The organism is uncultured Boseongicola sp., assembly GCF_937988555.1.
Classification (GTDB): Bacteria; Pseudomonadota; Alphaproteobacteria; order Rhodobacterales; family Rhodobacteraceae; genus Boseongicola.
Map to the genome: position 1 here is coordinate 1 of NZ_CALJXO010000023.1, position 8341 is coordinate 8341.

General features: G+C 57.9%; 8 protein-coding genes and 2 pseudogenes. 1 reads left to right on the forward strand and 9 read right to left on the reverse strand.

The window, feature by feature from the left end; all coding sequences use genetic code 11:
- The 3 genes and pseudogenes from Q1B15_RS01030 to Q1B15_RS01040 all read right to left on the reverse strand — a co-directional run.
- A pseudogene (locus tag Q1B15_RS01030) lies at positions 1 to 246 on the reverse strand (hypothetical protein); the annotation flags it as partial.
- Between the two features lie 52 nt (positions 247 to 298).
- Positions 299 to 1462 carry an ATP-binding protein gene (locus Q1B15_RS01035; RefSeq protein WP_299748826.1) on the reverse strand — a complete coding sequence of 388 codons (1164 nt, stop codon included), beginning with the start codon at positions 1460 to 1462 and terminating at the stop codon, positions 299 to 301.
- 115 nt (positions 1463 to 1577) lie between these two features.
- A pseudogene (locus Q1B15_RS01040) lies at positions 1578 to 2264 on the reverse strand (recombinase family protein); the annotation flags it as partial.
- A gap of 69 nt (positions 2265 to 2333) precedes the next feature.
- Between Q1B15_RS01040 and Q1B15_RS01045 the strand changes: the two are divergent.
- Positions 2334 to 3311 (forward strand): IS5 family transposase, encoded by a 978-nt coding sequence (locus tag Q1B15_RS01045; RefSeq protein ID WP_299748829.1) that lies wholly within the window; start codon positions 2334 to 2336, stop codon positions 3309 to 3311.
- Between the two features lie 58 nt (positions 3312 to 3369).
- Here Q1B15_RS01045 and Q1B15_RS01050 read toward each other — a convergent pair whose 3' ends face one another.
- The 6 genes from Q1B15_RS01050 to Q1B15_RS01075 all read right to left on the reverse strand — a co-directional run bounded on the left by Q1B15_RS01050 (position 3370) and on the right by Q1B15_RS01075 (position 7960).
- Positions 3370 to 3990 (reverse strand): flavin reductase family protein, encoded by a 621-nt coding sequence (locus tag Q1B15_RS01050; RefSeq protein WP_299748832.1) that lies wholly within the window; start codon positions 3988 to 3990, stop codon positions 3370 to 3372.
- Complete coding sequence (locus tag Q1B15_RS01055) at positions 3975 to 4916, reverse strand: N-carbamoyl-D-amino-acid hydrolase (RefSeq protein WP_299748835.1); 942 nt, start codon at positions 4914 to 4916, stop codon at positions 3975 to 3977. Before Q1B15_RS01055 ends, Q1B15_RS01050 begins: the two co-directional genes overlap by 16 nt.
- Positions 4917 to 4935: 19 nt before the next feature.
- A complete protein-coding gene (locus Q1B15_RS01060; protein ID WP_299748838.1) occupies positions 4936 to 5601 on the reverse strand; it encodes an amino acid ABC transporter permease in 666 nt (221 codons plus the stop codon).
- A 3-nt stretch (positions 5602 to 5604) separates the two neighbouring features.
- The gene (locus Q1B15_RS01065; protein WP_299748841.1) at positions 5605 to 6288 is read right to left on the reverse strand and encodes an amino acid ABC transporter permease; all 684 of its coding nucleotides are present in this window, start codon (positions 6286 to 6288) and stop codon (positions 5605 to 5607) included.
- Position 6289: 1 nt separating this feature from the next.
- Positions 6290 to 7036, reverse strand: coding sequence for an amino acid ABC transporter ATP-binding protein (locus Q1B15_RS01070; RefSeq protein WP_299748844.1), 747 nt, complete (start codon positions 7034 to 7036; stop codon positions 6290 to 6292).
- 90 nt (positions 7037 to 7126) lie between these two features.
- Entirely contained in the window at positions 7127 to 7960 is an 834-nt protein-coding gene (locus Q1B15_RS01075; RefSeq protein WP_299748847.1) for a transporter substrate-binding domain-containing protein, read from the reverse strand.
- Positions 7961 to 8341 lie beyond the last annotated feature (381 nt).

Consider the following 8341-nt stretch of genomic DNA (forward strand, 5'->3'; position numbering starts at 1 on the left):
GCCCTCGTTATACTCGGCCCAGTTGGTCACTCGATGCCGTTGCTTCGGGATCTTGTCTCGACGATCGGCGTTGAACTTGTGAGGCATTTGCAGGATCCTAGTGGGAACAGACCGCATCGGTATCAGCGGAGAGGCGATCCCCGCAACAAGGCCCATTCCATGCAACAGGGCCGCATCGGGAGACGTCCGGCGGTCGAGAAAGATACCAAGGAAAATTGGAAACTCTGTTGAAACTGACCTAAACAAGAAAATACCTTGGAACTCGCGCAGGCGCGCAGCGGGAAAAGCCAGCGCTGCGCTAAAGCGCTCTCAACAGCCCAATTCCCTGTCCGAGAGGTATTGCCCGGATGTCTTCTGCCACCGGGACATCACGCTCTCCGGCGTAGATCAGCAGCTTCCGGTTGGCTTTGACGTCTTCTGCGCCGGTGTGGAAACCACGAGAAACCTTCGGCGCGGTCGTGCGCTTGATCTCGACGGCCCAGATGTCGCCACCCGGCAAACGCAGAACCAAATCAAGTTCGGCTCCGGCAGAGGTGCGATAGAAGAAGGGTTCGGTGCCGGCGGGCGCCGCGGCAAGAAGGGTCTCGATGCAGAACCCCTCCCAACTGCCGCCGACGACAGGATGCCCGAGCAAGCCCTCGGTCGTACCAATACTCAACAGCGCATGCACGATCCCGCTGTCCCGCACATAGACTTTTGGCGATTTCACCAGGCGTTTGCCGACATTCTCATGCCAGGGCTGCAGCCGCCGCACCAGCATGAGATCGACGAGCAGATCGAGATAACGACCGATGGTTTGGCCCGACACACCGAGCCCCTCTGCGAGGGCAGCAGCATTCAGCAGGCCGCCTTGCACATGCGCCAACATGGTCCAGAAGCGCCGCAAGGTTGCGGCCGGAATACGCGGCCCGAGGGCAGGGATGTCACGCTCCAGATAGGTGCGCAGGAAATCTAGACGCCAGTCCATGCTGGCCTGATCGCTGGCAGCCAAGAAACTGTCAGGAAAGCCACCACGCAACCATAGCGCATTCAATTGATCAGCCCCAACCTCGGTAAGTTGCAGAGGGGGCATTTCGATATACCGGACTCTTCCAGCGAGGGACTCTGCCGATTGTTGCAGGAGAACATTGGAGGCTGACCCTAAAAGCAGAAACTGCCCCGTACGAAACCCGGCCCGCCTGCGCTGGTCGATCTGACCACGCAGGCTTTTGAAGAGGCCGGGCATCTGCTGCACTTCGTCGAGGATGACGAGTTTTCCTGCTTGTTCATCCAGATAGAGATCTGGTTCGGTCAGGATCTGCCTGTCTGCGTCACGCTCAAGATCAAGGTATACCGATGGTTGCTCCGAAGCGATGTCGAGAGCAAGCGTGGTCTTCCCGACCTGCCGGGGACCGAGGAGCACAACAGCGGCTTGGTTCGCCAGCGCGGATTGCACAAGTTGATGAGTTTGGCGCATATACATACCTTGCAATTACTCCATCAGGTGGAAGATTTGCAAGGTTAAATTATTGTGCGGCTAACGTTCCAGCCCAATTTGTGAATTAGCCTGAAGTGACGAACAGGCTTTGCGCCAAAACTCACTCCAACAACCCAATTCGCTCCGCCCGTTCCAGCAGCATCCTCACGGACGACGGCTGCCAGCTCATGCGTCCACGCGGCGTGCGCTCACGCATGGATTCCAGCCGGTCACAGATCGCCTGCAGCGTGATGCCGGGATCTGCGCCTTTGATCGCAGCGACAATCGCAGGCAGGCGGTCGTCTGCTTCGCGGCGTCCGGCACGGTCCAGCACCTCTGCGGGCAGGAACCCGTCACGCACATAGGCTTTCACGGCACGCAGCAAGCGACTCTGGGTCCAGCGGCCGTCGTGGGACAGGGGACCATTGATGATCCGCAGCACGTCTTCCCAAGCCATATCGGGCCGGAGGCGACGCACATGCGGCACCCACTCCTGCGCGGTGTCATTCAGGCGCTCCATGTAGCCATCCTGCCGGGCCAGTCGCACTTTGCGCAGCGCGGCGGGGTCGCGGTCGCGCAAGCCCGGGTTGCCACCCACGCGTCCTTTGGTCCTTGCGCTGGCCAAACCGGCCTTCGTCCGTTCGCGGATCAGGGCGCGCTCAAATTCGGCCGCAGCGCCCAGAACCTGCATAGTGAACTTGCCTTGCGGTGAGGACGTGTCGATAGGGTCCTGCAGAGACCTGAAGAACGCGCCCTTGGACTCGAGACGCTCGATCACTTCGAGAAGGTGTGACAAGGATCGTGCCAACCAGCCTTGTTGCACGGAGCCCCACTCGGCTGATATCGGTCACGGCTTACTATCTTGAGGATGCTGTATATGCCGCACAAGTTCAACGCTGATCGGCGTGACAAAATTCCGAAGCAAAAGCAGCGGGTGACCAACTGGTCTGAATACAACGAGGGCCTGCGACAGCGCGGGGATCTGACGGTCTGGATCAGCGACGACGCGCTTGATCTGTGGGCGGCTCCACGTCGAACAACCCCTGGTGGTCAGCCATATTACTCTGATCTGGCAATCGAGCTTTGCCTGACACTGGGCATGGTCTCCAAGCAACCGCTGCGGCAGACCCAAGGCTTGATGCGCTCAATCGCGACGCTGCTGGGAGTGGAGATTGCAGTGCCTGATTTTTCCACGTTGTCGCGCCGGAGTAACGGTCTGATATTGCGACCAAGACCAAGGACAGACAACCAAGTTTCAATACAATTGGTGGTAGATAGCACTGGCCTGAAGATCTTCGGCGAGGGCGCATGGCTTGAGGAGAAGCATAAAACCAACGCGAAACGCAAAAGTTGGCGCAAGCTACACCTTGGTCTCGAGCTTGTTAGCGGTGAGATCGTCTGCTCTGGTCTAACCACGGATGACATTGGAGATCCGACTGCCCTGCCGGGGTTGCTGGATCAAGTCAATGGACCAGCTGACCTGTTTCTGGCGGACGGTGCGTATGACGGTAATCCAACATCTGTTTTGCTTGCGGCTCGGTTTGGGTTGATGATCGAGGTCATAATTCCGCCTCCCAAGAACGCAGTATTCAGTCCGAACGCGGCGCAGCATCCGACGTCACGCGACCGCCATATCGCCGAGATTGAAAGCAAGGGGCGCATAGCATGGCAGAAGTCATCGGGCTACAATCAGCGGAGCCGAGGCGAATCCCTAATGGGCCGCTGGAAGACCGTTATCGGGTCAAAGCTCAAGGCGCGCACCTTCAACAATCAGAAAACAGAAGCCAATATTGGCGTCCGCGTGCTCAACCGGATGACCGAACTTGGCAGGCCCAATTTCGAACGCACCGCCTGAAATCCGTCTCGGGAAGGGCGCGTTCCGCACTTAAGTTGATCTGTGCAACACGGCCGTGTCATTCCCTGTCCTCCCCTGACGTCTCTGGTCGATACGGATCTGGAATGCTGTGCCGTTCGATCTCTTCCAGCCGAGCATACCGATCCGCGAAAAGCCGCGCGACCGGATAATCATCGGCCCAGTCGACATACATCGTGTCGGTGTCCACCAACCCGTCGCGCGTAGCCCAGCCAACCGCCCGGCCAGAAGGATCGACCGTTCCGCGCTCAGCGACAGCGCCATCATGCGTTCGCATTCGATTGCAACGGGAGCGTCGGCCAGACGGTGCGAGTTTCAGCCCCAACGCATTGGGTTCGCTTTCGCCCGGATCATAGGACGCTGCCGTTCTCACCATGTCCGCAATCAGCGCAGGGGTGGCAAGGATGACGACGAATTCACCCGCCGCGTCGATGTTGCGGGTGGTGTCCTTCGCGCTGCCATCGGGTTTGTGCTGAAGGCCCAGAATGATCAGCGCCGGGTCCCGCCCAAACACGTTGAAGAACGAATAGGGTGCAGCATTGACCACACCCTGCGCGTTCACCGTCGTCACCCACGCCACTGGACGTGGGATCACCAGCGCCGATAACAGTTTGTAACGGTTCTGTGCGCTAATAGAGTCCAGATTCAGGAGGTCGGCCATGCGTCGGGCAGCACAACACCGGTCTGTGTGCCAATCCGCTGGTAATGCTCGATCCGGCGGTGCCGCCCGAAGTCGAAGATCGTCGTCTTTCCGAAAGCGCAGGCATCCATGTCACAGGCATGCACGATCAACTCGTCCCCTTCGGTTTCGGCCCGCGCCATGACATAGCCGTTTGGATCGACTATGATCGACCCACCCATGAGCGGATGGCCATCTTCATCGCCCGCCTTAGCGACACCAACCACCCATGTAGCGTTCTGATACGCGCCTGCAGTCATAGACAGGTCCGAATGGTAAAGGCGCTTTTCCAAGCCTTCGTCCGACATCTGGCTGTTCACTGAAGGCGTGTTGTAACCTAGCATAACCAATTCAACGCCCTGCAAGCCCATCTCGCGATAGACCTCGGGCCAACGGCGATCATTGCAGATGCACATGCCCATCAGCGCATCCATGTTGCGCCAGACCGGAAAGCCAAGATCGCCAGGTTCAAAATAGCGCTTTTCCAGATGCTGAAACGCGCGTTCGGTGTCGTATTCGGAATGGCCCGGCAGATGGACCTTGCGGTATTTGCCAATAATGTTCGCCTCGCGATCCGTCAGGATCGAGGTGTTGAAGTGGTGCCCATCCGGGGTGCATTCCGCATACCCAAAGCTGATCGCAATATTGGCTGCCTTTGCCGCATCGAATAGCGGGCGTGTGGCGTCATTCGGCATCTCGTGTTCGAACCACTGATCAACTTCGGCGGAGTCCTCGATGTACCAGCGCGGAAAGAACGTGGTCAGCGCCAGTTCGGGGTACACCACAAGATCGCACCCTGCACCCTTGGCCTGCTGCAACAAGGCGATCATGCGATCGACCACTGCTTCCCGAGTATCGGCCTTCTGGATCGCGCCAAGCTGCGCGCCTCCAATCACGATTTCCCGCATAGTGGCTCTCCCTGATTTATCATGCGTGCAAACTTTTGCCAAAACGGCTAACCACTCGCACCATTGGCCAAAGCAGCACGAGATAAACAAGTGCAACCAGCACGATGGGCGAAGCGTTGTAGGTGATGGACCGCGCCATATCTGCGGCGTGCAGCATTTCGCCAAGCGATACGACCGACGCGAGCGACGTGAGCTTGATCACCTCGATGGTGTTCGACAAGAGGTCTGGCAACACGTTGCGCACCGCTTGGGGCAATACGACATACGCCAGGGTCTGGGGCGCGCTAAGGCCGGTGGATCGCGCGGCTTCGCTTTGACCGTAGCCGACAGACTGGATGCCAGCCCTGAAGATTTCGCCGTAGTATGCTGAGTTATTGAGAAAGAACGCAATCACCACCGCCATGAAAGGTGACAGCTGCACCCCCGCGAACGGCAACCCGGCATAGACGAAGATCAGAAGGACAAGCGGTGGGATGGCGCGGAAGAAATCCACCAGTGCGATTACCGGCCATCTGATCCAGCGCGACTTCGCTGCAGAACCCAGGGCAGCAAGTAAACCGCCCGCCAACCCCATCGGGATTACAGCAAGACAGATTAGCATCGTCACGCCTAGTCCTTGAAGAATCATCGGCCATGCGGCGATCATGATCTCAAGGTTGAAGAACTGTTCGATCAACCGGTCCATCGCTTACGCCTTCCGCCAAACAAAGCGGCTTTCCAGCCATCGGGCAAGGATCACAAGCGGTAGGAACAGCAGCACATAGGCAATTGCGGCCAACATCAGCGGTGACGCATTACCTGAAAAGCTTTGCGCCGTGGTCGCCTGATTGAGGATGTCGGGCACCCCGATTACCGTACCGAGCGCTGTCATCTTGGTGATCGCAATGGCCCGATTAGTCATAGGCGGGATCGCCATGCGCATCGCCTGCGGTAGCACTACCCAGACCAGCGTGCCTGTAAAGCCAATGCCGGTGGACCGCGCGGCCTCCCACTGGCCGCGATCCACCGACGTGATCCCGGCCCAGACGATTTCTTCCGCGAAGGCTGCCAGCGTCAGGGTCAGTACGGCAAACAGCACGACAAAGCTCGACAGGAACAACCCTGCATTAGGCAAACCGAAGAATGCGATCAAGATCAGAACCAGCGGCGGTATGGCCCGGAAGACGTCGGCAAAGACGATGATGATCAACGACAGAAGACGGATGTGGTAGGCGCGCAGCATCGCAAGCGTAGTACCCAGACCGATGCCTACAACAACGATCAGCAATGAAAGCTGCACCGTAACCCAGAGACCGGCAAGGATGTCCGGTGTATAGCGCGTCAGCACTTCGGCGTTGAAAAACGTATCCAGAAAGCGCTCCCACTGGGTCATGTCAGTGATCCGATACCCGCGACAGGAACGCCTTGGTCCGCTCGCGTTGCGGCGCACCGAAAATCTGTTCGGGTGGCCCCTGTTCCACGATCTGGCCTTCATCCATGAAAATTACGCGGTCCGCAGCATCGCGGGCGAATGTCATCTCGTGGCTGACCACAAGCATGGTCATGCCGGAATTGCGCATGTCCCGCATTACCTCTAGCACGTCGCCCACGAGTTCCGGGTCCAGCGCCGAGGTTGGTTCGTCGAACAGCATCACCTTTGGTTCCAACGCCAGCGCACGGGCAATTGCGACTCGCTGTTGCTGACCACCGGACAGTTCGGAGGGGTAATTACTCGCTTTGTCAGCCAGCCCCACTTGCGCCAGCGCCTCCATACCCCACGCCTCGGCATCGGAGTGCGACATGCCGCGCACTTTTCGCAGGGCGAGCGTTACGTTTTTGACCGCGCTCATATGGGGGTAGAGGTTGAACGATTGAAATACCATGCCGATGCGCTGGCGGATCGCGTTAAGGTTTACGCCGCGCCCGGTCACAGGGTCGCCTTCCAGAAGGATATCCCCGGAATCGGGTTCCTCCAATCGGTTGCAACAGCGCAGCATCGTCGATTTGCCCGACCCCGACGGCCCAAGCACGAAGACCAACTCACTATGCGAAACGCTGAGATTAATGCCTTTCAACGCCTCAAACGTGCCAAAGGATTTGCGTAGGTTGCGCACGTCCAGAGATGGGATGGCTTTGGTCATGAGAGTGCCGTTGGGTCGGTCAGGCAAGTTTGGTGATGCGGGGATGGCCCCCGCATCACAGTCATATTTTACGCCAGTCTAACGCCAGGATCAGCAAGACGGCTCGTGCCCGTCGTCCACATACCCTTCGTAGCCCGGCTCTCCGAACCCGGCGATGGGCGTGACCGCGGCCGATCCCGCTGCGGGTGGCATACCGAACCATTTTTCATGCAGTTTTGCGATCGTGCCGTCGATCTTGAGGCATTCTATCACCGTTTCCACTGTGGCGCGCAGCTCCTCGTCGCCCTTGCGGAACGGCATGCCCCAGACTTTCCCGGTCGAGAACAGGTAGCTGGGCTTTACGTTCGGGTTTTTCTGCGCGGCCCACGCCGACACGGTGTTGCCCGCCACATTGGCAAAGGCGCGGCCCGACACCACGGCCTGAACCGCGTCGGTGTTGGTACCATAGCTTTCGACTGTCCAGCCAATCTCATCCGCTAATTCGCGCGCCCAACTGTCGTAGGCTGACCCTTTGTTGACCGCAATCACTTTACCGGCAAATTCCTTCATATCTGTGATTTCGGGCGCATCCGCCCCGACAAGGAACAAAAAGTCGGTGTTCAGATAGCCTTCAGAGAAAAGCAAGTTTCCAGCCCGTTCTTCGGTGATTGTCGTGGGTGCCACGACAAAATCATAGGTCCCCGCCTGCAAGCCCGGCAGGATGCCGGAAAACTGCGTCGCAACGATATCCATCTCGACGCCCAACCGTTCCCCGATCAGGTTGGCCAGATCGACATTGAAGCCTTCGATTCCGCCGCTCAGCTTGGGCATGGCGTGCGGCGCGAACGTGCCGTCCAGCGCGACAGTATATTTGTCCTGCGCTACTGCGGCACCGGTAAATAGTAACGATGCAGCAAGTGTTGCTGCGGTGGTAAAGCGTTTCATGATACAGATCCCCTTTGGTATTTTGCGTCTATACCAAATCATTGAGCAGCGTTGCTTCCCAAGCAATGGCACAAAATCAGTTTTCGATGAAGTTTTGCATAGCTTGATAAGTTTATAGTATACATCAGCCATTATTCGCCTAATTTTTGGGCGAAATGGTGCGTATTGCCCAATGAAAGGCATGCGGCCGATTTTGTTGAAAAACTCTTGCGCCGGAAAATCGCTGGGAGAAATCAGAACGGCTTTGTCACGTTAACTCAGTTGAACCAAAATAGCCGACGCTACCCCAGATCAAGCAGCCGCAATTTCGAACCACTCAGCGAATGACCTGGCGCGAGTTTGATGGAGAGTTCGCCGGGAGACCAGATGGCGTTGCAAATT

Coding starts and splice junctions, on each gene's coding strand:
- Q1B15_RS01055 (WP_299748835.1), bottom strand. CDS start 4,916: ATGCGGGAAATCGTGATTGGAGGCGCGCAGCTTGGCGCGATCCAGAAG.
- Q1B15_RS01050 (WP_299748832.1), bottom strand. CDS start 3,990: ATGGCCGACCTCCTGAATCTGGACTCTATTAGCGCACAGAACCGTTAC.
- Q1B15_RS01070 (WP_299748844.1), bottom strand. CDS start 7,036: ATGACCAAAGCCATCCCATCTCTGGACGTGCGCAACCTACGCAAATCC.
- Q1B15_RS01035 (WP_299748826.1), bottom strand. CDS start 1,462: ATGTATATGCGCCAAACTCATCAACTTGTGCAATCCGCGCTGGCGAAC.
- Q1B15_RS01075 (WP_299748847.1), bottom strand. CDS start 7,960: ATGAAACGCTTTACCACCGCAGCAACACTTGCTGCATCGTTACTATTT.
- Q1B15_RS01045 (WP_299748829.1), top strand. CDS start 2,334: ATGCCGCACAAGTTCAACGCTGATCGGCGTGACAAAATTCCGAAGCAA.
- Q1B15_RS01065 (WP_299748841.1), bottom strand. CDS start 6,288: ATGACCCAGTGGGAGCGCTTTCTGGATACGTTTTTCAACGCCGAAGTG.
- Q1B15_RS01060 (WP_299748838.1), bottom strand. CDS start 5,601: ATGGACCGGTTGATCGAACAGTTCTTCAACCTTGAGATCATGATCGCC.